The 18,878-nt window shown below is 72.0% G+C and carries 21 protein-coding genes; 6 read left to right on the top strand and 15 right to left on the bottom strand.

All coding sequences use genetic code 11. The annotated features are described in order from the left end of the window. The first annotated feature begins 361 nt into the window (after positions 1 to 361). The gene (locus ACN9M0_RS07000) at positions 362 to 1,753 is read left to right on the top strand and encodes an aldehyde dehydrogenase family protein (RefSeq protein WP_366040575.1); all 1,392 of its coding nucleotides are present in this window, start codon (positions 362 to 364) and stop codon (positions 1,751 to 1,753) included. Positions 1,754 to 1,899: 146 nt separating this feature from the next. After that, positions 1,900 to 2,982: a Zn-dependent alcohol dehydrogenase gene (locus ACN9M0_RS06995; RefSeq protein WP_366040576.1), complete on the top strand. Its 1,083-nt coding sequence runs from the start codon at positions 1,900 to 1,902 to the stop codon at positions 2,980 to 2,982. A 50-nt stretch (positions 2,983 to 3,032) separates the two neighbouring features. Here ACN9M0_RS06995 and ACN9M0_RS06990 read toward each other — a convergent pair whose 3' ends face one another. The 10 genes from ACN9M0_RS06990 to ACN9M0_RS06945 all read right to left on the bottom strand — a co-directional run bounded on the left by ACN9M0_RS06990 (position 3,033) and on the right by ACN9M0_RS06945 (position 11,908). Continuing rightward, complete coding sequence (locus ACN9M0_RS06990) at positions 3,033 to 3,953, bottom strand: PDR/VanB family oxidoreductase (RefSeq protein WP_426403294.1); 921 nt, start codon at positions 3,951 to 3,953, stop codon at positions 3,033 to 3,035. Between the two features lie 4 nt (positions 3,954 to 3,957). After that, positions 3,958 to 5,409 (bottom strand): purine-cytosine permease family protein, encoded by a 1,452-nt coding sequence (locus tag ACN9M0_RS06985; protein ID WP_366040578.1) that lies wholly within the window; start codon positions 5,407 to 5,409, stop codon positions 3,958 to 3,960. Further along, positions 5,406 to 5,717: a Rieske (2Fe-2S) protein gene (locus tag ACN9M0_RS06980; protein ID WP_366040579.1), complete on the bottom strand. Its 312-nt coding sequence runs from the start codon at positions 5,715 to 5,717 to the stop codon at positions 5,406 to 5,408. Before ACN9M0_RS06980 ends, ACN9M0_RS06985 begins: the two co-directional genes overlap by 4 nt. After that, positions 5,714 to 6,586 (bottom strand): iron-containing redox enzyme family protein, encoded by an 873-nt coding sequence (locus tag ACN9M0_RS06975; RefSeq protein WP_399697799.1) that lies wholly within the window; start codon positions 6,584 to 6,586, stop codon positions 5,714 to 5,716. Before ACN9M0_RS06975 ends, ACN9M0_RS06980 begins: the two co-directional genes overlap by 4 nt. Continuing rightward, positions 6,583 to 7,389 (bottom strand): dihydrodipicolinate synthase family protein, encoded by an 807-nt coding sequence (locus ACN9M0_RS06970; RefSeq protein WP_366040581.1) that lies wholly within the window; start codon positions 7,387 to 7,389, stop codon positions 6,583 to 6,585. The genes ACN9M0_RS06975 and ACN9M0_RS06970 overlap by 4 nt, the downstream gene beginning before the upstream one ends. 25 nt (positions 7,390 to 7,414) lie before the next feature. Next, on the bottom strand, positions 7,415 to 7,972 hold the full coding sequence (locus ACN9M0_RS06965) for a DUF6190 family protein (protein WP_366040582.1): 558 nt from the start codon (positions 7,970 to 7,972) through the stop codon (positions 7,415 to 7,417). Next, positions 7,962 to 9,140, bottom strand: coding sequence for a pyridoxal phosphate-dependent aminotransferase (locus tag ACN9M0_RS06960; RefSeq protein ID WP_366040583.1), 1,179 nt, complete (start codon positions 9,138 to 9,140; stop codon positions 7,962 to 7,964). The genes ACN9M0_RS06965 and ACN9M0_RS06960 overlap by 11 nt, the downstream gene beginning before the upstream one ends. Positions 9,141 to 9,359: 219 nt before the next feature. Then, positions 9,360 to 10,061 (bottom strand): DsbA family oxidoreductase, encoded by a 702-nt coding sequence (locus ACN9M0_RS06955; RefSeq protein ID WP_426403293.1) that lies wholly within the window; start codon positions 10,059 to 10,061, stop codon positions 9,360 to 9,362. 34 nt (positions 10,062 to 10,095) lie between these two features. Continuing rightward, positions 10,096 to 10,776 carry an MBL fold metallo-hydrolase gene (locus ACN9M0_RS06950; protein WP_366040585.1) on the bottom strand — a complete coding sequence of 227 codons (681 nt, stop codon included), beginning with the start codon at positions 10,774 to 10,776 and terminating at the stop codon, positions 10,096 to 10,098. Between the two features lie 193 nt (positions 10,777 to 10,969). Further along, entirely contained in the window at positions 10,970 to 11,908 is a 939-nt protein-coding gene (locus tag ACN9M0_RS06945; protein ID WP_366040586.1) for a DMT family transporter, read from the bottom strand. 122 nt (positions 11,909 to 12,030) lie between these two features. On the opposite strand from ACN9M0_RS06945, the gene ACN9M0_RS06940 reads away from it, so the two are divergent. Beyond that, positions 12,031 to 12,699 carry a TetR/AcrR family transcriptional regulator gene (locus tag ACN9M0_RS06940; RefSeq protein WP_426403292.1) on the top strand — a complete coding sequence of 223 codons (669 nt, stop codon included), beginning with the start codon at positions 12,031 to 12,033 and terminating at the stop codon, positions 12,697 to 12,699. Here ACN9M0_RS06940 and ACN9M0_RS06935 read toward each other — a convergent pair. The 4 genes from ACN9M0_RS06935 to ACN9M0_RS06920 form a co-directional block, all read right to left on the bottom strand. Then, on the bottom strand, positions 12,682 to 13,347 hold the full coding sequence (locus tag ACN9M0_RS06935) for a TetR family transcriptional regulator (protein WP_366040588.1): 666 nt from the start codon (positions 13,345 to 13,347) through the stop codon (positions 12,682 to 12,684). The two genes, ACN9M0_RS06940 and ACN9M0_RS06935, sit on opposite strands and share 18 nt — an antisense overlap. 214 nt (positions 13,348 to 13,561) lie before the next feature. After that, positions 13,562 to 14,476: a DMT family transporter gene (locus tag ACN9M0_RS06930; protein ID WP_366040589.1), complete on the bottom strand. Its 915-nt coding sequence runs from the start codon at positions 14,474 to 14,476 to the stop codon at positions 13,562 to 13,564. Between the two features lie 172 nt (positions 14,477 to 14,648). Then, the gene (locus ACN9M0_RS06925; RefSeq protein WP_426403291.1) at positions 14,649 to 15,344 is read right to left on the bottom strand and encodes an ArsR/SmtB family transcription factor; all 696 of its coding nucleotides are present in this window, start codon (positions 15,342 to 15,344) and stop codon (positions 14,649 to 14,651) included. Between the two features lie 18 nt (positions 15,345 to 15,362). Further along, on the bottom strand, positions 15,363 to 16,073 hold the full coding sequence (locus ACN9M0_RS06920) for a TetR/AcrR family transcriptional regulator (RefSeq protein WP_366040591.1): 711 nt from the start codon (positions 16,071 to 16,073) through the stop codon (positions 15,363 to 15,365). A 70-nt stretch (positions 16,074 to 16,143) separates the two neighbouring features. On the opposite strand from ACN9M0_RS06920, the gene ACN9M0_RS06915 reads away from it, so the two are divergent. The 3 genes from ACN9M0_RS06915 (at position 16,144) to ACN9M0_RS06905 (ending at position 18,357) form a co-directional block, all read left to right on the top strand. Further along, on the top strand, positions 16,144 to 17,295 hold the full coding sequence (locus ACN9M0_RS06915; protein WP_366040592.1) for an acyl-CoA dehydrogenase family protein: 1,152 nt from the start codon (positions 16,144 to 16,146) through the stop codon (positions 17,293 to 17,295). A 61-nt stretch (positions 17,296 to 17,356) separates the two neighbouring features. Next, entirely contained in the window at positions 17,357 to 17,644 is a 288-nt protein-coding gene (locus tag ACN9M0_RS06910) for a YiaA/YiaB family inner membrane protein (protein ID WP_366040593.1), read from the top strand. 86 nt (positions 17,645 to 17,730) lie between these two features. Continuing rightward, positions 17,731 to 18,357, top strand: a complete 627-nt coding sequence (locus ACN9M0_RS06905; RefSeq protein WP_399697784.1) for a TetR/AcrR family transcriptional regulator — start codon at positions 17,731 to 17,733, stop codon at positions 18,355 to 18,357. Here the strand turns inward: ACN9M0_RS06905 and ACN9M0_RS06900 are convergent. Next, positions 18,348 to 18,809: a MaoC family dehydratase gene (locus tag ACN9M0_RS06900; protein ID WP_150159851.1), complete on the bottom strand. Its 462-nt coding sequence runs from the start codon at positions 18,807 to 18,809 to the stop codon at positions 18,348 to 18,350. The two genes, ACN9M0_RS06905 and ACN9M0_RS06900, sit on opposite strands and share 10 nt — an antisense overlap. Positions 18,810 to 18,878 lie beyond the last annotated feature (69 nt).

The following is an 18,878-nucleotide window of genomic DNA, read 5'->3' as shown; positions in this document are numbered from 1 at the left end:
CCGCGTGCACGGCGCCACTGGTGGTGCGGGTCAGGGCGCGGAACGCGGAGGTGCCGCTGAGGGCGCGGTCCCTTGTGCCCGCCCGTCCCTCTCCCTGGGACTTCGTCCTGGGGGACCCCCATGCGGGACGATTGCCCACACGGCGGTGGCACCCGCCAGTTTCAGGCGCGGATGCCTGTACAGGACCGACGTGGACAGTTCGCGGCCCCGGGCGGCACGATCGAGCGGTGCCGTGGCGTGCCGCCGGTGAGACCCGGGGCACTCCGGCGGACCCTGGCGCCGAAAAACTAACAGCGCTAGTTTGGGTGGGACGCCGACGGAGCGGCGCGGACGACGAACCGGCAACGCGAGGAGACAGCGGATGAAGGCCCACGACGCGATGTACATCGGCGGGGAATGGCGCCCGGCCTCCTCCACGGACACCATCCCGGTGATCGACCCGGCGAACGAGCAGGTCATCGGCCACGTCCCGGCCGGCACCGCCGAGGACGTCGACGCCGCCGTCCGTGCCGCCCGCGCCGCGCTCCCCGGCTGGGCGGCCACCCCGCCCGCCGAGCGCGGAGCCCGGATCGCCGCACTCCGTGACGCGCTCGCCGCCCGCGCGGAGGAGATCGCCGCCACCGTCACCGCCGAACTCGGCGCCCCGCCGCAACTCGCCGCCGCCGTCCACGCCGGACTGCCGATCGCCGTCGCCGGCACGTACGCCGAACTCGCGGCCGCCCACCCCTTCGAGGAGAAGGTCGGCAACTCCACCGTCTACGCCGAGCCGGTCGGTGTCGTCGCCGCGATCACGCCCTGGAACTACCCGCTCCACCAGATCGTCGCCAAGGTCGCCCCGGCCCTCGCCGCCGGCTGCACCACGGTCCTCAAGCCCGCCGAGGACACCCCGCTCACCGCGCAGCTCTTCGCCGAGGCCGTCCACGAGGCCGGCCTGCCCGCGGGAGTGTTCAACCTGGTCACCGGCCTCGGCCCGGTCGCGGGCCAGGCGCTCGCCGAGCACCCCGACGTGGACCTCGTCTCCTTCACCGGCTCCACCGCCGTCGGCCGCCGCATCGGCGCCCTCGCGGGCGGCGCCGTCAAGCGGGTCGCCCTCGAACTCGGCGGCAAGTCCGCCAACGTGATCCTGCCGAGCGCCGACCTGTCCAAGGCCGTCTCCGTCGGCATCGCCAACGTCATGTCCAACTCCGGCCAGACGTGCAGCGCCTGGACCCGGATGCTGATCCCCGCCGACCGGTACGAGGAGGCGGTGGCGCTCGCCGCCGAGGCCGTCGCCAAGTACGTCCCCGGCGAGCGCGTCGGCCCCCTCGTCAACGCCAAGCAGCGGGACCGCGTCCGCGGCTACATCGAGAAGGGGATCGAGGAGGGCGCCCGGCTCGTCGCCGGCGGCCCCGAGGCGCCGCGCGAGACCGGCTACTACGTCTCCCCGACCGTCTTCGCCGACGTCACCCCCGACATGACGATCGCACAGGAGGAGATCTTCGGCCCCGTCGTCTCGCTCCTCCGCTACGAGGACGAGGCCGACGCCCTCGCGATCGCCAACGGCACCGTCTACGGGCTCGGCGGCGCCGTCTGGGGCGACCCCGACGAGGCCGTGGCCTTCGCCCGCCGCATGGACACCGGCCAGGTCGACATCAACGGCGGCCGCTTCAACCCGCTCGCCCCCTTCGGCGGCTACAAGCAGTCCGGCGTCGGCCGGGAGCTCGGCGCGCACGGCCTCGCCGAGTACCTCCAGACCAAGTCCCTGCAGTTCTAGCCGACCGAAGTCCCGACCGACCGAAGCCCCGACCGACCGAAGCCCCGACCGACCGAAGTCCCGACCGACCGAAGTCCCGACCGACCGAAGTCCCGACCGACCGAGTCCCAGCCAACCGAAGTTCCAGGAAGTCAGAGGAGAGACGCGTGATCCGCGCCGCCGTCCTGCCCGCCGTCGGCTCTCCGCTGGAGATCACCGGCATCGAACTCCCCGAGCCCGGACCCGGCCAGGTCCGCGTCCGGCTCGCCGCCGCCGGAGTCTGCCACTCCGACCTCTCGCTCTCCGACGGCACCATGCGGGTGCCGGTCCCGGCGGTCCTCGGCCACGAGGGCGCGGGCACCGTCGTCTCCGTCGGCGAGGGCGTCACCCACGTCGCCCCCGGTGACGGCGTCGTCCTCAACTGGGCGCCGTCCTGCGGCAGCTGCCACCCCTGCTCGCTCGGGGAGGTCTGGCTCTGCGCGAACGCCCTCACGGGCGCCGCGAACATCCACGCCCGCACCGAGGACGGCAGGGACCTGCACCCCGGCCTGAACGTCGCCGCCTTCGCCGAGGAGACGGTCGTCGCCGCGAACTGCGTCCTGCCCGTCCCCGACGGGGTGCCGCTCGCCGACGCCGCGCTGCTCGGCTGCGCCGTCCTCACCGGCTGGGGCGCGGTCCACCACTCCGCCCGGGTCCGCGAGGGCGAGACCGTCGCCGTCTTCGGCGTAGGGGGCGTCGGCCTGGCGACCCTCCAGGCCGCGCGGATCGCAGGGGCGTCGACGATCGTCGCCGTGGACGTCTCCCCGGAGAAGGAGGCGCTCGCGAGGGCGGCGGGGGCGACCGAGTACGTCGTCGCCTCCGAGACCACGGCCAAGGACATCAGGAAGCTGACCGGGGGCCACGGCGTCGACGTGGCCGTCGAGTGCGTCGGCCGCGCCGTCACCATCCGGACCGCCTGGGAGTCCACCCGGCGCGGCGGCCGCACCACGGTCGTCGGCATCGGCGGCAAGGACCAGCAGGTCACCTTCAACGCCCTGGAGATCTTCCACTGGGGCCGCACCCTGGCCGGCTGCGTCTACGGCAACTCGAACCCGGCCGTGGACCTGCCGGTGCTCGCGGAGCACATCCGGGCCGGCCGGCTCGACCTCGGTGCCCTCGTCACCGAGCGGATCACCCTGGACGGCATCCCGGGCGCCTTCGAGAACATGCTCGCGGGCAAGGGCGGCCGCGCCCTCGTGATCTTCGACTGACGGCGCGCGGAAGCCCGTACCGGCACCAGGCCGGTACGGGCTTCCGCGTCTCACAGATCCAGCACGAGCCGGCCGCCGCACGCCCGGCCCACGCAGATCATCATCGTCGTCCCCGAGGCCTTCTCCTCCTCGCTGAGGACGGAGTCGTGGTGCTCGGGAGTCCCGGCGATCACCTTCGTCTCGCAGGTGCCGCACCAGCCCTCCTCGCAGGAGTACGCGACACCCGGCACCACCTCCCGGACGGCGTCGAGCAGGGTCCGGCCGGACTCCACGCGCAGAGACCGCCCGGTCCGCCGCAGCTCGACCTCGAATCCGCCCGCCGCCGGGGTCACCTCGGCGGGGGCCGCACCGAACCGCTCCAGGTGCAAGGGGCCCGCCCAGCGTTCCTCCACCGCCCGCAGCAGCCCCTCGGGCCCGCAGCAGTACACGGCCGTCTCCGCCGGCAGCCCGGCGAGGACACCGTCGAGGTCGGGCAGGCCCGCCGTGTCCTGCGGGACGAGCGTGACCCCCGGGAGCCCGGCGAGCTCCTCGCGGTACGCCATGGAGGCCAGGCTCCGCCCCCCGTACAGCAGCGACCACGATTCCGCCGGCAGCGAGCGGATCATCGGGAGCAGCGGGGTGATGCCGATGCCGCCCGCGACGAAGAGATACCGCTCGGCGGGCACCAGCGGGAAGCGGTTGACCGGGCCGCGCACCCCGAGGACCGTGCCCACCCCGACCGAGGTGTGGATCTCCTCGGAGCCGCCCCGGCCGGCCGGCTCGCGCAGCACGCCGAGCCGGTACGCGCTCCGGTCCGCCGGGTCGCCGCAGAGCGAGTAGTGCCGGACCGTCCCGGACGGCAGCGTCACCTCCACGTGCGCGCCGGGCTCCCAGGGGGCGAGGTCGGCACCGGTGGGGTCGACGAGCACGAGCCCCAGGACGCCTTCGGCCTCCCGGAGGACCGAGCGGACCGTCAGCCGGACGATGGACATGGCATCACCTCGACGTTCGTGTCGGCGGCAGCAGCGGCTCCGGCCACACCCGGCACAGCACCCCGTACAGCACGGCGGCGACCACGAAGGAGGCCGGCAGGCTCAGGTCGACGCCGCCGGTGAGGGCGGTCAGCGGGCCGGTGTACAGCGGGTTGTTGACCCACAGCACCCCGACGAAGGCGCCGGCCGCGAAGGCCGCGACGGCCCGCAGGTTGACCCCGCCCGTGTACCAGTACCGCCCGCCGCCACCCGTGGTGAACGCGCGCAGCGCTTCCGCGTCGTACCGCCCCCGGTGGAGCACGTAGCCGACGGAGAGCACGGCCGCCCACGGGGCCACGACCGTCAGAAGGAGCGTCACGAACGCCGACATGGCGTCCATCGCGTCGTACACGACCGCCCCGAGGTACAGCACGGCCGCCGCGAGCAGCGCGACCACCGTGGTCACGGCGGCCCGCGAGGAGCGCCAGAACACCGAGTTGGCGGAGAGCCCGGCCGCGTACAGGCAGAGCCCGGCCTGCGGCAGGGTCCCCGCGAAGCCGAAGACCACCACGGCCACCGCGAACCAGCCCGGCACGGCGTCCGTGAGGCCCTGCAGCCACGGCTCGTCGGGCACGGGGAAGAGGGTCGTCACGTACGCGCCGGTGAGCAGCGCGGCGAGACTGCTGAGGAACATCGAGATCCCGCTCGCCCGCACCACCCGTCCGGTGGGGGTGGAAGCGGGCATGTAGCGGGTGTAGTCGCCCTGGAACGTGGCGTACGACAGGGGCACGGTCGCGGACGCGGTCGCCGCGAGCAGCCAGGTGTGCAGGGTGCTGTCGAGCGCCAGGGGCCCGCCGGCGTACCCCGCGTCGAACTTCGGCGCGAGCACGAGCGCGGTGCCGAGCAGCACCGCCCCGCCGGTGACCGCCGTGATCCGGTACGTGCGGACCAGCGTCTCGTGGCCGCGCACGGCGACCAGCGCGACCGCCGCCGCCGTCACGAACATCGCGACCGTCAGCGCGCCCGGACCCGTCGGCGTGGAGAACAGCCGGTGCCCCGCGACCATGACGGCGGTGCCGCCCGTCCACACGGCGATCGCGAAGAAGCCGAGCGCCGTCACCACCGTGATCGTGTTGCCGACGACCCTGCCGCGCACCCCGAAGTGCGCCCCGCTCGCCACCGGATCGTTGGTGCCGGTGCGGACGCCGAAGCGGGCGAGCGGCGCGAGCAGCGCCGTCCCGACGGCGACGCCCGCCGCGATCGCGCTCGCCGACGCCCACCAGCCCAGACCGAAGACCACGGGCAGCGCGCCGAGCACCACCGTCCCGAACGAGAACTGCGCGGAGGGCCAGATCCAGCCGAAGTCGCCCGGCGTCGAGGTGCGCTCCGCCTCCGGCACCGGTGCGATGCCGTCGTGGTCGACCGCCGCACGGGGCGGCGTCACGGTGGACGCCGCCCCGGTCGGTGTGGTGGTCATGAGGCGCCCCCGGCGAGGTCCTCGGGACGGTCCTGGCCGGGCAGCACGTCGACCACCCGCAGGGCGGCGCAGGCCGCCCCCGAGGTGCGCTCGCCGCTCGTCAGGTCGAAGGTCGTGTGGTGCAGGGGGCAGGTGATCCGCAGCCTGTCCCCGTCGACCCTGCCGTACTTGAGCCGGCCCCCGCGGTGGGGGCAGACGGCGGCCGCGAGGACCTTGCGGCCGGCGACCTCGACCAGGACCAGGTCCTCGGTCACCTGGCGGACGGTGGGCTCGCCGGAGCCCCGCCGCCCGGCGGGCACGGCCGTCACGCGACGGTCTCCCGTGCCAGTGCGATCGCCGCTTCCTGGGCCTCGCCGACGATGTCGGAGGCCAGCCGCACGCCCGCCCAGATCTTCGCGAAGTCCGGCTCGTCGAGCGCGCGGATCGCCGTCCGCATGTGGTTGGAGTGGTACGAGTCGATGTACAGGTGCTCGGTGTAGTAGGCGTCGTGGACGATCCCGAGGCGCCGCGCGGCGCGGGCGAAGCTCTGGAAGGCGTACAGGACGCTGGTCTCGAAGTAGGCGTACGCCCCCAGGAAGTACTGCGGGGACGACGCCCGGCTCGCCAGCCAGTGGAACATGTTGACGTACGCGTAGCACTCCGGCGTCGTCTCGTCGAGGTAGTCGTCGAGCTCCAGGCTCATGCCGAACTCGGTGAGCAGGTCCCGGTAGAGCTGGGAGTGCGCCTTCTCCTCGTTGCCGCAGCCGAGTTCGTCGATGAGGACCCGGAAGACCGCCATCGCCGAGCGGTACGGCAGCCGGGGGACGACCGGCAGCAACGACTCGGACTCGGTGAGCCCGTCGAGCGCGAACTGCCGGACGATCACCTTGAACTGGTCGAGCGAGGCGTGCTCGGCGAGGAAGGTCGCGCTCTCCGGGAGCGCGGCCTCCTCCTCGGCGAGGAACTCCTTGAGTGCCTGGAGCAGTTCGCCGGCCGAGCCGAACCGGGGCGCGGAGGCCTCGTAGGCGCGGGCCTTCGGCAGGATCCACCGCTCCTCGATCGAGGTCATCGAGCCGTAGTCGCCGAGGTTGGGCACCCGACGGTAGAGGGTGTGGAGTTCGCGGTGAGCCGTCGCGGGCGGGGTCGCGAACGAGCGCGCGGCCACCGGGACGGAGGCGGAGGACGGGGCCGTGCTCATGCCGCCTTCGCCTCCTCGTGCGTGGTGGGGGAGCTGATGACGCCGCGCTCGTGCAGCTCCTTCTTCACCCACCGGTACCAGTCGTCCTTGAAGACGCCGTACTTCTCGCAGACGGTGTTGATCTCCGCCTGGCGGTCCGGGCTCGGGTCGACCAGCATCGCGTTGCACAGTCCGGGTTCCAGGTTGGCCAGCGGGCCGATGAAGCCCTGGATGCCGCGGGCGTCGACGAGGAGGTTCTCCCAGCCCTCGAAGACCGGGATGCCGGTGCCGGCCTCGGCCATCTTGCGGGTGAAGGCGGCGTCGCCGCTCGACTCCTTGATGCCGACGATCCCGGGGATCTCCTCGCAGATCCGGATCAGGGTGTCGAACTCGATGCGGTTGCCCGACAGCGCCTCCTCGTTGTAGAGGAAGATCGGTATGTCGAGGGCCGCGCGGATCGTCCGGTAGTGCTCGACGATCTGGTCCTGCGTCACCTCGGCGCCGAACGGGGTGGTGACGACGACGGCGTCGGCGCCGATCTCGGCGGCCGTGCGGGCCCGGTCGACCACCGAGGCGGTGTCGGGGAGCTGGATCCCGGCGAGCACGGGAAGGCCGCCGGCGTGCTTGACGGTGAACGTGACGACGTCCTGCCACTGCCGGGCGTCGAGCTTCCAGCCCTCGCCGGAGGTCAGCGCCGGCATGAAGCCCGTGACCTCGGCCCGGATGTGGTCCAGGAGCCGGACGACGCTCTGCTCGTCGACGACGCCGTGCTCGTCGAGGGGGGTGATGAGGGGGACGACGGTCCCGGAGTAGGTGTCAGGCATGAGTGGGGTGCCCTTCGGAATGTCTTCAGAGGTTGTCGGAGTCGACCGTCAGCACCAGCGAGCGCTGGTAGAGGTCCTCCAGGTACGCGGGGAACGACGGCTCCGCGCCGGTGCCGATCGGCACGACGGGCAGGCCGGTCGTCCGCAGCAGCCGGGGGCTCGCCGTGTGCAGCGTGCCGCCCCGGCCGATGACCTGGGCCAGCAGCAGGCGCTCGTGCGTCGGCAGGCCTTCGAGGGCGGGGGTGGTGAAGGCCCGACGGAGGTCGTCCTCGTCGTACGGGACGCGGTCGATGGCCAGATCGGTGTGGAGGACGTCCATGAACGGGTAGTAGTCGTCCTGGATCCCGCGCTCGTAACCCCACACGAGGTCGTCGCAGCGGCCCACCTGCTCCCAGTTCATGACGACCCGGCCGGCGTCCCCCGCGGCGAGGCGGTCCGCGAAGAAGGACTTGGCGGCGACGCGGACGGCGTCGTCCTTGCTGTGCATGCCCATGAAGAGCGTGGCGTCGATGAACACCGTGGGGGCGTGGTCAGTCGCTGCGGAGGCGTGGTCGTTCGCCTCGGGGGTGGCGTCAGGCCGCATAGCGCTCGAGCACCTTCCGCATCCGCTCCATCGCGCCGGCGAACACCTCGGGCTCGCGGGCCAGGGCCAGGCGGACGAAGCGCTCGCCCTTCTCCTTGGTGTTCCAGTAGAAGAAGGTGCCCGGCAGGACGTACACCTCCTCGTCGAAGAGGACGGCCTGCAGCTGGGTGGCGGTCAGGTGCTCCGGCTTGATGCGGAACCAGGCGACGCTGGTGCCGACGACCGGCTCCTGGAACTCCAGGATGGTGCCGTCGAGGGCGGCGCGGGCGGCGTCGCCGTTGGTCTTGATGATGTCGCGGACGGAGGCGAAGCCGTCCTCGATGGAGTCCTCGATGTACTGCGTGACCATGTTGAGGACGAAGGGCGAGACGTTCAGCAGGACGCTGGTGTGGAGGTTGTAGACCTCCTCCTGGATGTTCCGGCTGGCGGTGATCATGGCGCACTTGGCGTCCTGGATGGGCCAGGTCTTGCCGGTGTCCTCCATGACCATGTAGGTGACGCCGGACTCCTCCAGGAGCTTGTAGATGTCGACGCGGCCGATGCCCTCGTCGCACAGCGCGAAGGAGGCGAAGCAGAAGTCCATCACCAGGACCTTGTCGTGGTCCACGCAGTAGCGGACGACCTCGCGGAAGCCCTCCAGCTTCTCGGCCAGCAGGGTGAACCCGGTGGGGTTGTTGGGGTCGACAAGGTAGATCGCGTCCGCGTCGATCTGCTCGACCAGGCGCTCGTAGATGGCGTCCTTGTCGTGCAGCACCGACTCGTCGACCGGTCCGAGCGGCACCTGCATGTTGCGCAGCAGGTCGACCAGGTTGTCGAAGCAGGGCTCCACCAGCTGCACCGACATGCCGCGCTGCTTGAGGAACATGCCGGCGACCATGGTCGAGACGCTGGCGGAGTACGAAAGAAGCGTGCGGTCCATCGCCCGGGCGGTGGGCTGCTGGTGCAGGCGGAAGAAGGCGTCGATGAACTGGCGCTCGAAGTGGGCCTGCTGCTTCGACTCGGACTCGTGCCAGAGCTCGGGGAGCCGCGAGACGATCCCCTCCTGCGAGGCGGACTGACGCTGGTGGGTGTGGGCATCGGCCAGGTTGAACCGGGTCTTCAGGGCCTCGATCTCGTGCTGGGTGAGGTCGACGAAGGTGCTGACGTCTGCCTTGTCGGTCAACGACATGAAGAACTCCCGCTGTCGATACGAAACTCGTCCGGAATTCCGGCGGCGTGAATGACTGTAGGAGCTTCGAGCGCCCTTGCGAATAACGACCGGGTCACGCAATTAATAATCACCGCGATGTTCTGAGGAAGAAAAAAAGGAACGACGGCCAGGCATTCCGCGAAAGGGAATGCCTGGCCGTCGTTCTCGCTGTGGGGCCGCGCCGGCGGCCTTGTTCCGTTATTCCGTGGCGGCCCGCAGCAGGATGTCCTCGAACACCTTCGGGTCGTCCGAGGCGATCACCGGCCAGCCGATGCCGTACGCGCCCTCCCAGCCCACGTCGATGCCCGGGTTGGCGTGGTCGGAGCCGTCGGGCAGGAACAGGTGGGGGCTGCAGTTCACGCGGTCGCTCTTGGAGAGCGCGGCCTGGTCGGCGAGGGTCCGTCGGGCCCGCCCGTCGTCCAGCGCCTCGGTGAGGGCGTCCACGTCGACGGCGCCCGTCTCCGCGGCCACGTCCAGGATCACCTTGCGGTGGCTGATACAGCGCGACTCGGCCCAGAAGGCCCGGCGAAGCCCCAGGTCGAGCTGCTCGGAGGCGTTCAGGCTCTGCTCCTTGGCGGCGAGCACCGCCTCCAGGGCGGGCAGCGTCGTCGAGGGGTACAGCCAGTCCTTGGCCTGCCACAGCTGCCAGCCGGCGGCCGGCTCCAGGCTGGCCATCCGGGCGACCTCGCTGTCCGTTCCGGGGCGCGGGCTCGGGGCGTCGTTCAGCAGTTCCAGCGGGAAGGCGCGCAGGTCGAAGGAGACCTGCTCCTCCAGGCCGAGGCGGGCCCGGGTGGCGTGCAGCCGGTGGATGGCGATGTGCGCGAACGAACACCAGATGTCGGAGAAGACGGTGATGACTCCGGGCGGCGGGGTCAGATCGGTGGTGGTCGGGTCGGACATGGTTCTCCTCGGTTCGTGCGGGGCGGAGCGGTGCTCAGCCGGCGGCGGACTCGTGGGCGTCCAGCGCCGCCTCGAGGTCGAGGTCGGCGTCCGGCAGCCAGGCGGGCAGGGACGGGATGCGGGCCATCGCCTCGAACAGCCGGGGTACGGCGTCCTCCTCGACGGTCGGCCCGTGGGCGCTGAGCAGCCGCGCGGGGCGCAGCGCGGCCAGTTCGCGCACCGGCGGGAGGAACTTCGCCTCGTCGACCAGCGCGGTCCACGGCGCTATCGCACGGTTCAGGACCTCGAACCCGTGGAAGAATTCCTCCTCGGAAAGTTCGGTGAAGTCCTGGCGAATTTCTTCGACGACGGTACCGAAGCTGTCGGAGCTGTAGAGCGTTCCATCGGAATGGTCGAACACGGCAAGGGTTCCGGGTGAATCGAAAGTGGGCGGCCGGTGAAAACTCAGCTCTCGATCGCCGACTTTCACGCGACTTCCCGGGTTCGCCGTCACCACCCGTTCCTGCGGAATGCTGAACTCTTCCGATATTCGCGTCAGTGATATCGCGTTGACGAGCACCTTCGCGTTCGGCGCGGCCTGGAGGATCCGGGCGAGCGCGCCGGTGTGGTCGCGGTCGTCGTGGGTCACGACGACCCAGCGCAGGTCGGCCGGGTCGATCAGCGACCAGAGGGAGTCCAGGAAGCCCTCCCGGTCGACGGGCATGCCGGTGTCCACGAGGAGCGGCTGTCCGGACCGGAGGAGGAAGGCGTTCACCGGCTGGTCGCCGAGACCGGGGATGGGCAGGGCCGAGGGGAGGACGTGGATGTCCGGCCCGGCGGTGTAGGACGTTTTCATGACGCACCTTTCGTGACGCACCAAGCGGGCCGGGGGCCCCCGGGCGGGGACCCGGGGGAGGCGCCGGCCTCGGTCAGACGAGCTGGATGGTCAGGGAGCCGGCGATGAGCAGGGCGAGGCCCAGGGCGCGCGGCTTGGTCAGGGAGCGCTGCGGGAGCTTGAACAGACCCTTGTGGTCGATCAGCGCCGAGGTCAGCTGCTGTCCCGTCACGGTGAGGGCGATGGTCACGGCCGCGCCGATGGTGGGGATGAGCAGGAAGGTGCCGGTGACGTACGCGGCGGCGCAGGCGCCACCGAGCCAGCCCCACCAGGGCATCTTCTTCAGCGGGGCGATCTTGGGCTTCGGGGTCTTCCGGGTCGCGTAGAGCACGAGCAGGACGACGGCGATGGTGAAGGTCGCCACGGCGAAGCTGATCACGGCGACGGTGATGGGCTCCTTCAGCTGGGCTCGCAGCTGGGCGTTGACCGCGCCCTGGATGGGGAGCACGCCACCGGCGACGATGCCGAGGGCGAGCCAGCCGATGCGGCCGGCGCTCGACATCTTGGGGGCGCCGGGAGGGGCCGCGGCCTTCATGCCCCGGATGATCACGACGATGCCCGCGAGGACGGCGAGGGCGCCGATGACGATGCCGGCGCTCAGGTCCTTCTGCTTCAGGCCGAGGAGACCGAAGAGGTCGAGGGCGAGCGAGGAGAACATCTGGCCGGTGACGAAGAGTCCGACGGCGGCGAGGGCGCCGAGCCGTGGGAACAGCAGGATGCCGCTGGTGATGTAGAGGGGGCTGGCGAGTCCGCCGAGCAGCTGCCACCACTCCACGTCGGGCAGCTTGCCGAGCGCGCCGAGCGCGCCGGCCGCCACCGCGAGCACGACGAGCAGCGTGGTCGCGACGCCGAGCTGGATGGTCGAAGCGCCGTACGGGGTGCCGACGGCCGAGTTGAGCTGGAGGTTCACCGAGGCCTGGACGGCCAGGAGGCAGCCGACCAGCAGGGCCGCGGCGAGGAGCGCGGTGTGCATCTGGATCTCCCTGGGGCGGGATGGCGAGCGGATAAGTGGACACTGAGTCCGTTTAGCATGCCATGCAACATGGCAACCGGACAAGGTGTCCACTTAGCCCCGAGGGAAGTAAGGTCTGGTCCATGAGGGACGACGAGCAGCGAGGTCGTGGAGCCGCCTCCGTGCACCGGGTCGGCGGGCTCCTCGGTGATCTTCAGGCCGCCGACGAACAGCCGGTCGCCCCGCGCAGACGCGCGGACGCGGAGCGCAACCGTGCCCAGATCCTGGCCGCGGCCGAGCAGCTCTTCGCCGAGCAGGACCCGCGGTCGGTCACCATGGACCGGATCGCCAAGGCGGCGGGCGTGGGCCGCGCCACGCTGTACCGGAGCTTCCCCGACCCGTCCTCGGTCGCCGTGGCGCTGCTCGACGAGCACGAGCGCCGGCTGCAGGGACAGCTCATCTACGGACCGCCGCCGCTCGGCCCCGGAGCTCCGGCGGGCGAGCGGCTCGCGGCGTTCTACCTGGCGATGCTCGATCTGCTCGAACGGCATCTGCCGCTGGCGCTCGGGGCGGAGACGGGCCCCGAGCGCTTCCGGACGGGCGCGTACGGGTTCTGGCGCGTCCACGTCCGGACCCTGCTGGTCGACCACGGCGTCGAGGACCCCGACCCGCTGATCGACATCGCGCTCAGTCCGCTCTCGCCCGAGCTCTTCCAGTTCCAGCGGCACGAACTCGGGCTGTCGACCGAGCGCATCGGGTGTTCACTGACGGCCTTCGCCCGCCAGCTGCTGCAGTCAGGAGGCGGTCGCTGACCGTCCCTTCGACGCCGGGTGGACGAGACCCGGCAGGATCAACTCCCAGATGCGGCGGAGCCGTTCCTCGGCCGGATCGTGCAGGGCGCCGCTCTCCGCGGGCCAGGGCTCGTCGGCCCGCGCGTTCGGGTGCCGCATCTCCAGCTCCACCCCGGTGATCACGTAGCCGATCAGGGCCGCCACCGCCGTCGCGTCCACGCCGGGTCGCAGGGCCTTCTCCGCCACCGCGTACCGCGCCAGCCGGCCCACCTCACGCCGCCACGGGCAGTCCTGCCCGAGCCCGGAGGCGGTCGACTGCAGCTCGCGGGCGAGGCGTTCACCGGCCCGCGCGACGGGGTCGGTCTCGAAGAGCCGGATCAGCGCGTGGGTCGTGATCACCAGCTTGTCGATCGCGGTGCCGCCCACGCCCTCCGTGGACAGGCAGGCCGACTCGACCGTGATCCGGGTGACCGCGCGGGCCCGACCGCGCACCGCGGTCGCCAGGTCCGACTTGGTCGCGAAGTGGAAGACCAGGGCGCCGGTGGTCACCCTGGCCTCGCCGGCGATCCGGGCCAGCGACGCCCGCTCGTACCCCACTCTGTCGAAGACCCGCGCGGCCGAGGAAAGGATCTGTTGTCTCGTGCGTTCCGCCCGCTGCTGAATCGCCATAGCTCCCCCGTGGGCTTGCGAGAAGGTGCCGGAGCGTTATGTTCCGGCCTGCGCCTGTGACCGTCTCGAAACTATCCGGCCGGGGAGCGGCGAAACGTGGCTTCTCCGCCGCCCGGCTGGAACTGGGGGCTTGACGCGCGTCTTCCTCCCAGGTCGCGGGCGCCCGCCCCGCACGGACCGCCCGCGAACTGACCGGAACCGGGGGTATGCCCTGTCAGGTGGATTCAGCCGTTCCGGCGGTCACCGAAGCCCGCGAGCGGGAGCGGGATACGGCCACGCCCGCGAGGCACAGCGCACCCCCGGCGAGCGTGAGCGCGCCCGGCAGCTCACCCAGGAAGACCCACGCGAGAACCACGACGAGGGCCGGCACGGCGTACGTCGTCGCGCCCATGCGCCCCGCGGTCGTACGGGCCAGGGCGTAGGCCCAGGTCGTGAACGCGAGCGCGGTCGGGAACACCCCCAGGTAGACCATGTTCAGGGTCGCCGACAGCGGGGCCCGGCCCGCCTCCTCCACCAGCTGCCCCGCGAAGGGCAGGCAGGCCGCCGCCCCCACCAGGCACCCGAAGGTCGTCACCTGGAGCGCGCTGCCGTGCGCGAGCGCCGGCTTCTGGGCCACGACCCCGCCGGCGTACGCCATCGCCGCGAGCAGGCAGAGGACCACCCCGAGCACGGAGGCGTGCCCGCCCGAGGTCCCGCCCGACATCGACAGACCGACGGCCACCGCGCCCGCGAAGGAGACCGCCATGCCCGCGAGCAGCCGGGGCGGCAGCGACTCCTTGAGGAACCGCGCGCCGAGCAGGGCGATCAGGATGGGCCCGATGTTCACCACCATCGCCGCCGTGCCCGCGTCCACCTCCTGCTCGCCCCAGTTCAGGACCACCATGTACACCCCGAACCAGAGCAGCCCCGAGACCACGATCCCCGGCCAGGCCGCCCGGGGCGGCAGCCCCTCGCGCCGTATGAGGAGCACGGCCCCGAGGACCAGTGCCCCGGCGAGCAGCCGGCCGAGCGCGAGCGCGCCGGGGGAGTAGGCCGCCCCGGCGCTGCGGATGGAGACGAAGGCGGAGGCCCACAGGACGACGGTGACTCCGGCGGCGGCGAACGCGAGCCGGGAGGGTTGCTTCTGCATGGCACGACCGTAGGGGGCGGACCCTTCGGCGCTCACCGCAATATCGAGGGACGGTACGGGAGGGGTGCGGGCGGGGTGCAGGCGAGCACGCCGCAGGCTCGGGCCCGGGGCAGGCCCGCCCGGGGGCTGTCCGCCCGGGGCAGGCGCCGGTCCCGCCCCGCCCCGCCCCGCCTCAGCGCAGTGCCGCCGCCGTGATGCCCAGGCCGGTCCGCAGGGCGGTCTCGCCCCGCGGGGTCAGCTTCACCGCCCGCTCGGACCCGATCCGTACGCACCACCCGGCGTCGAGCGCGTGCCGGCACAGCGCGGCGCCCGCGAGCCCCGCGAGGTGCGGGCGGCGCTCGGTCCAGTCGAGACAGCCGCGCGCGACGGGCCGCCGCCCCTTCCGTACGAGGGGGATGCCCTGTTCGTCGAACCAGGCCAGGCCCCGGTCGGTGAGGGCGAACCCGGTGTCCTGGCGCAGCAGTCCGCGCTCCGTCATCGCCTCGGTGATCGTGATGCCGAGCCGTCCCGCGAGGTGGTCGTAGCAGGTCCGCCCGCGCGCCATCGCCTGCCCGGCGCTCGCGGCCCGCAGGGAGCGCGGTGGCGCGGGCACATCGGGTTCGGAGCGGGCGGCCAGGTCCTCGACGAGGTGCGCGATCCCGGGATCGGCGAGGCGTACGTACCGGTGTCTGCCCTGCCGTTCCTCCGCGAGCACCCCGCCCGCGACGAGCTTCCCGAGGTGCTCGCTGGCGGTGGACGGCGCCACCCCGGCATGCCGGGCGAGCTCCCCGGCGGTCCAGGCCCGGCCGTCGAGCAGGGCGAGCAGGAACGCGGCGCGGCTCTCGTCCGCGAAGAGCGCCGCGAGCGCGGCGAGATCACTGGCTGCCATGGGGCAAGCCTGCCGCACTCACGCTTCGGCAGCGGCCGAACTGTCGCGCGGGGGCGCTGCCGTCTCGTCCGGCGGTGTGGATCTGCGGGTCGCCGGGATCGTCTCGTACTGGAGCCGCAGACCGTCGAGCAGCGCCCGCAGGCCCGTCTCGAAGGCGCCCTCGTCGACCTTCTGGCGGTGCTCCGCGAGGAGGTGGGCCTGACCGAGGTGGGGGTAGTCGGCCGGGTCGTAGGCCGTCTCGTCGTCGACGAAGCCGCGGGCGAAGGAGCCGAGGGCGGAGCCGGTGATGAAGTACCGCATCAGCGCGCCGATGGAGGTGGCCTGGGCCGGGGGCCAGCCCGCGCGGACCATCGCGCCGAAGACGGCGTCGGCGACCTTCAGGCCCGCCGGCCGGCGGCCGGGGCCCTGGGCGAGGACCGGGACGATGTGCGGGTGGTCGGCGAGGGCGGCGCGGTAGGAGACCGCCCAGTCGTGCAGCGCCGTCCGCCAGTCCCGGTCGTCGCCCTCCGCGAACATCGACAGGTCGATCTTCGCGCTCACCGCGTCCGCGACCGCGTCGAGGATCTCGTCCTTCGTGCGGAAGTGGTTGTAGAGGGAGGGCCCGCTCACCCCGAGTTCGGCGGCGAGCCGCCGGGTGGACAGCGCGGCGAGGCCCTCCGCGTCCACCAGCGCGCCCGCCGTCTCGACGATGCGTTCTCGGCTGAGCAGGGGCTTGCGCGGTCGGGCCATGGCGCACATAGTAGGCCCGCACACGAAAAACTAGCAGTGGTAATTAAACGGCCGAGTGGGGTGGCACCGCATGAATCTGGAACTGAGCGAGGAGCAGGAGGCCGTACGGCGGCTCGCCGAGGACTTCGTCGCCCGTGAGGTCACCCCGCACGCCGTCGCGTGGGACCGCGCCGAGGAGGTGGACCGGGGCATCGTGAAGAAGCTCGGCGCCGTCGGCTTCCTCGGGCTCACGATCCCCGAGGAGTACGGCGGTTCGGGCGGCGACCACCTCGCGTACTGCCTCGTCACCGAGGAGCTGGGACGCGGCGACTCCTCGGTGCGCGGCATCGTCTCCGTCTCCCTCGGCCTGGTCGCCAAGACGATCGCCTCCTGGGGCACCGAGGAGCAGAAGCGGGCCTGGCTGCCCCGGCTCACGTCCGGCGAGGCGCTCGGCTGCTTCGGCCTCACCGAGCCGGGCACCGGCTCCGACGCCGGGAACCTGGCCACCCGCGCCGTGCGGGACGGCGACACGTACGTCGTCAACGGCAGCAAGATGTTCATCACCAACGGCACCTGGGCCGATGTGGTGCTGCTCTTCGCCCGTACGAACGACACCCCCGGCCACAAGGGCGTCTCCGCCTTCCTCGTCCCCACCGACACCCCCGGCCTCACCCGCCGCCCCGTCCACGGCAAGCTCGGCCTGCGCGGCCAGGCCACCGCCGAACTGGTCCTGGAGGACGTCCGCGTCCCGGCCGGCGCGATGCTCGGCCCCGAGGGCAAGGGCTTCGCCGTCGCCATGTCCGCCCTCGCCAAGGGGCGCATGTCGGTGGCCGCCGGCTGCGTCGGCATCGCGCAGGCCGCCCTCGACGCCGCCGTGCGCTACGCGGGGGAGCGTGGGCAGTTCGGAAAGCCCATCGCCTCGTACCAGCTGGTCCAGGAACTGCTCAGCGACATCGCCGTCGACGTGGACGCCGCCCGGCTGCTCACCTGGCGGGTCGCCGACCTGATCGACCGGGGCCAGGACTTCGCCACCGCCGCTTCCAAGGCCAAGCTGTACGCCTCCGAGGCCGCCGTCCGCGCGGCGAACAACGCCCTCCAGGTCTTCGGCGGCTACGGCTACATCGACGAGTACCCGGTCGGGAAGCTGGTGCGCGACGCCCGCGTCATGACCCTCTACGAGGGCACCAGCCAGATCCAGAAGCTCATCATCGGCAGGGCGCTCACCGGGATCTCGGCCTTCTGAGTACGGGACTGAGTACGCGGGCGGATGTGGCCGGGGTCACCTCCGCCCGATGCTGTGGGGCATGAGCGACACACCGGTCAAGCAGCAGAACACCGCCGCCTACTACATGCAGGCCGTCATCTCCTTCGGGATCGCGATCGCGGCCGTGTCCATCGGCATCTACCAGCTCGACGCCAGCGCCTGGGTGCGGGCCTTCCTCGCCGTCTCGGTCCTCTACCTCACGACCTCGGCCTTCACCCTCGCCAAGGTCGTCCGCGACCGCCAGGAAGCCGGCGAGATCGTCAGCCGGGTGGACCAGGCCCGCCTGGAGAAGCTCCTCGCCGAGCACGACCCCTTCCAGAAGCTCTGAGGCGTGCCGGGACGCGCAGGCTCTAAGCGCTTGCTCACCCTCGTTGTATGGTGTTCGTCCTGACGGGGTCCGAGAAGGAGTGTGGGATGAGCGCGGCGGAGGAGACGCCCGGGGGCGAGGACATGCCCTGGGGCGAGGTCACGCCCGAGGCGGCCCGGAGGCTGCTCGTGGCCGCCGTCGAGGCGTTCGCCGAGCGCGGCTACCACGCCACCACCACCCGGGACATCGCGGGCCGCGCCGGGATGAGCCCCGCCGCGCTCTACATCCACTACAAGACCAAGGAAGAGCTGCTCCACCGGATCAGCCGCATAGGTCACGACAGGGCCCTGGAGATCCTGCGGGCCTCGGCCGACGGCGACGGCTCCGCCGCCGAGCGGCTCGCCGACGCCGTGCGCTCCTTCGTCCGCTGGCACGCCGAGCGCCACACGACCGCGCGCGTCGTCCAGTACGAGCTCGACGCCCTCGGCCCCGAGCACCGCGCCGAGATCATCGAGCTGCGCCGCGAGTCGGACGCGACCGTGCGCCGGATGCTCGAAGAGGGCGCGGCGGCGGGCGAGTTCGACGTGCTGGACGTGTCCGGCACCGCGGTCGCCGTGCTCTCCCTCTGCATCGACGTCTCGCGCTGGTTCAACACCCAGGGCCGCCGGACCGCCGACGAGATCGGCGTGCTCTACGCCGACCTCGTCCTGCGGATGGTCGGCGCTCAGAAGTAGTAGCGGGAGACCGACTCGGCGACACAGACCGGCTTCTCGGAGCCTTCGCGCTCCACGGTCACCGCCGCCGTCACCTGCACGCCGCCGCCCGCCTCCTCGACCTTCGTCAGGACGGCGGTGGCGCGCAGCCGCGAGCCGACCGGGACCGGGGCCGGGAAGCGGACCTTCTCCGTCCCGTAGTTCAGGCCCATCTTCATGCCCTCGACCCGCAGCACCTGCGGGACGAACAGCGGCAGCAGCGACAGCGTCAGGTAGCCGTGCGCGATCGTCGTGCCGAACGGGCCGGCGGCGGCGCGCTCCGGATCCACGTGGATCCACTGGTGGTCCCCGGTCGCCTCCGCGAAGAGGTCGATCCGCTTCTGGTCGATCTCCACCCAGTCGCTGTGCCCCAGCTGCTCGCCGACCCCCGCGCGCAGCTCCTCGGCGGAGGTGAAGATCCTCGGCTCGGCCATGTTCCCTCGTCCCTTCTCGTACGGCGTACCGGCATACCTAATGGTCGGTATCTAAGCGCTTGCTCAGCA

Origin of the sequence: Streptomyces sp. R-07 (assembly GCF_049913175.1) — a bacterium.
Taxonomy (GTDB): domain Bacteria; phylum Actinomycetota; class Actinomycetes; order Streptomycetales; family Streptomycetaceae; genus Streptomyces.
This window is presented reverse-complemented; position numbering and strand designations above follow the sequence as displayed.

Excerpts from the sequence above, each read along its gene's own strand:
- ACN9M0_RS06935 (WP_366040588.1), bottom strand. The coding sequence starts at position 13,347 with ATGGCGATTCAGCAGCGGGCGGAACGCACGAGACAACAGATCCTTTCC.
- ACN9M0_RS06945 (WP_366040586.1), bottom strand. The coding sequence starts at position 11,908 with ATGCACACCGCGCTCCTCGCCGCGGCCCTGCTGGTCGGCTGCCTCCTG.
- ACN9M0_RS06940 (WP_426403292.1), top strand. The coding sequence starts at position 12,031 with ATGAGGGACGACGAGCAGCGAGGTCGTGGAGCCGCCTCCGTGCACCGG.
- ACN9M0_RS06970 (WP_366040581.1), bottom strand. The coding sequence starts at position 7,389 with ATGCCTGACACCTACTCCGGGACCGTCGTCCCCCTCATCACCCCCCTC.
- ACN9M0_RS06900 (WP_150159851.1), bottom strand. The coding sequence starts at position 18,809 with ATGGCCGAGCCGAGGATCTTCACCTCCGCCGAGGAGCTGCGCGCGGGG.
- ACN9M0_RS06975 (WP_399697799.1), bottom strand. The coding sequence starts at position 6,586 with ATGAGCACGGCCCCGTCCTCCGCCTCCGTCCCGGTGGCCGCGCGCTCG.
- ACN9M0_RS06915 (WP_366040592.1), top strand. The coding sequence starts at position 16,144 with ATGAATCTGGAACTGAGCGAGGAGCAGGAGGCCGTACGGCGGCTCGCC.
- ACN9M0_RS06920 (WP_366040591.1), bottom strand. The coding sequence starts at position 16,073 with ATGGCCCGACCGCGCAAGCCCCTGCTCAGCCGAGAACGCATCGTCGAG.
- ACN9M0_RS06990 (WP_426403294.1), bottom strand. The coding sequence starts at position 3,953 with ATGTCCATCGTCCGGCTGACGGTCCGCTCGGTCCTCCGGGAGGCCGAA.
- ACN9M0_RS06965 (WP_366040582.1), bottom strand. The coding sequence starts at position 7,972 with ATGCGGCCTGACGCCACCCCCGAGGCGAACGACCACGCCTCCGCAGCG.
- ACN9M0_RS06955 (WP_426403293.1), bottom strand. The coding sequence starts at position 10,061 with ATGTCCGACCCGACCACCACCGATCTGACCCCGCCGCCCGGAGTCATC.
- ACN9M0_RS06925 (WP_426403291.1), bottom strand. The coding sequence starts at position 15,344 with ATGGCAGCCAGTGATCTCGCCGCGCTCGCGGCGCTCTTCGCGGACGAG.
- ACN9M0_RS06985 (WP_366040578.1), bottom strand. The coding sequence starts at position 5,409 with ATGACCACCACACCGACCGGGGCGGCGTCCACCGTGACGCCGCCCCGT.
- ACN9M0_RS06910 (WP_366040593.1), top strand. The coding sequence starts at position 17,357 with ATGAGCGACACACCGGTCAAGCAGCAGAACACCGCCGCCTACTACATG.
- ACN9M0_RS06960 (WP_366040583.1), bottom strand. The coding sequence starts at position 9,140 with ATGTCGTTGACCGACAAGGCAGACGTCAGCACCTTCGTCGACCTCACC.
- ACN9M0_RS07000 (WP_366040575.1), top strand. The coding sequence starts at position 362 with ATGAAGGCCCACGACGCGATGTACATCGGCGGGGAATGGCGCCCGGCC.
- ACN9M0_RS06930 (WP_366040589.1), bottom strand. The coding sequence starts at position 14,476 with ATGCAGAAGCAACCCTCCCGGCTCGCGTTCGCCGCCGCCGGAGTCACC.
- ACN9M0_RS06905 (WP_399697784.1), top strand. The coding sequence starts at position 17,731 with ATGAGCGCGGCGGAGGAGACGCCCGGGGGCGAGGACATGCCCTGGGGC.